Origin of the sequence: Haloferula chungangensis, assembly GCF_042664875.1 — a bacterium.
GTDB lineage: Bacteria > Verrucomicrobiota > Verrucomicrobiia > Verrucomicrobiales > Akkermansiaceae > Haloferula > Haloferula chungangensis.
Genome location: NZ_JBHTBS010000040.1, coordinates 1 through 2,151, shown reverse-complemented (window position 1 = coordinate 2,151; position 2,151 = coordinate 1). Strand labels below are relative to the sequence as shown.

General features: G+C 29.7%; 2 protein-coding genes. Both read right to left on the bottom strand.

What is annotated here, in order from left to right; all coding sequences use genetic code 11:
- Positions 1–181: 181 nt before the first annotated feature.
- Entirely contained in the window at positions 182–616 is a 435-nt protein-coding gene (locus tag ACFQY0_RS21035; RefSeq protein WP_379716978.1) for a hypothetical protein, read from the bottom strand.
- Between the two features lie 383 nt (positions 617–999).
- On the bottom strand, positions 1,000–1,326 hold the full coding sequence (locus ACFQY0_RS21030; RefSeq protein WP_186077171.1) for a plasmid mobilization protein: 327 nt from the start codon (positions 1,324–1,326) through the stop codon (positions 1,000–1,002).
- Between the last annotated feature and the right edge of the window lie 825 nt (positions 1,327–2,151).

The following is a 2,151-nucleotide window of genomic DNA, read 5'->3' as shown; positions in this document are numbered from 1 at the left end:
GATGCGTGTTTAGATAGCGCTCAATCACTAACAAGATGACACCGACGATTATTGGTGCCACGAACAAATTTAGAAGTTCATAAATCATAGAACACACCCCCTTTTGGGGCAGTTGCCATATCTTAATTATACCGACGAAATTCTATATAAGATATATGTTAGGCAATTTGCAACATTAAACTTAAAGTTCATCAAAATTAGATAAAAAATCCATACTCGATTTTTCTTTAGTAAATTGTTTTTTTGTCAACTCATTCATCTTTTTTTCTTTATAATATTTATCTAATGCTTTCTGTGCTTTTATATAAATGACAGATTCTTTATAGTGGTCATCCATGCCTGCCATCTCATTATTAAACATAAATCCAACTAGCATTTGTAAAAGTAATTCTACATTTGAATCAATGTATTTTATCTTTTTCATTGATTCATTCTCTAATTCTTCTTCATTAGCATCAGATTTAATTTTTTGCAATGCAGCTTTTACAAAAAAGTCCGATCTAGACGTATACTCATTATTCTCACTCACATACTTATTTATTTCTATTAAGTCTTCTTTTGGAATAATGATATTTATTCTATCTTTTTCTGACATTTCAATTTCTCCCTTTTTCATTAATGTCAAATATATCTCCTAATAAATTGACTATAATCTCATTGGCTTGGCTTAATTTATTCAATTCTATGGTTTGTTTGTCTACAACATTTACTAGATGATTTATACGAGATAAAACCTCTATGTTATGATTTTTTTGTAGTACGTTCGAAATTGACTCTTCGATTAATAAATTAATATATTCATTTTTGGATATTCCTAACTCTTTCGCTTTTGTAACCAAAATTTCATTCGTGATATCTGGAACACGTAAAGTGACTCGTTTTATTTTAATCTCCCCCTAAATTAGTTAAAACAGCTAGAAACTCATACATATCAAGCGCTAGAACGTGTTTTAGCATACAACTATGTATGTAGTCATAGATAAATGGCTCTAAATGCGCTTATTTGTCATTAAAAGTTCTGTTTCTAATGTACTTTAGTGCGTTAATCACTTTAGAATCATTTTTATAATCATGCCAGTGCATATATCCATTCTCTGCAATATGCTGTTGAATAAGCATGATTGCCTCAATCAGCTTTTCAGATTCTTCAATGCTATTTTGCGACTGTTCAAAATTAACAATTGTTGGCTTAATTCGATGTTTAAGTCCACTCATCCTAAAATACTCCGATAAGTTTAAATCACGTTCTTCAGCAAAAAATTCTGCTCTTTTCTTTTCATCATCAGTCAACTTTATTGATACATTATTTCGTCTTTTTTTATTCATAATCAACGCTCCTATAGTAGTCTATATAGATTTCATATAATGATTTTAAAGTAGTCTATATAGACTACTTTAATAAAATAAAGAGTAATCTTTGTAGATTCGATAAAAAAGCATTATTGGCGCATGTGAATTTTTGAACACCCCTTCTAAACTCCATTGAAATAGTTACACATTTAGTGTGTATATGATAACATTTTAATACACATAGTGTGTGTAATCAATATATATTTACACTAACGATGTAAAAAAAGAGTGTGTAAACAGTGTGTTTTATAGTTAATTTATGACTCCATAAAAACACATTCATTACACACTATAAAAATGCTTTTATAGCAATGGTTGGCACTGCCAACCCGTCACTCACTCTTTGAGAAGTGACGTCATTGCCCCTTATGCTCTTTTTATAAATTGAAGTATGAGAACACAAAAAAAGTTCAAAGCACTCGAAACAATTCGAGTGCTTTGAACTTTTTAATCTATCATTTGGTTACTAATCTTTGTTTTTTTTGAACATGTTTTAAATTACAAATTCTTTTTTTCTCCAGTACGCGTAATTAACACAGAGAACAGAGTGGTTAATATTACTATCGTTAATACATTTAATAAACTTTCATAAGCAAGATTATTAAACGGAGATATTAGCTCGATCAATAGGACTAAGAGACCTACAAAAATTCCTATCGATATGGCTCTTGAAATTTTACTCATAACAACCCCTCTTTTAATTTTGACTTATTGATAGCCCCAACCACTAGGATAAAAAATATGGTTCGGATCTTGAGAAAACTCTATATAAATTCCCTTAGAACCGTCTATATTTTCAGC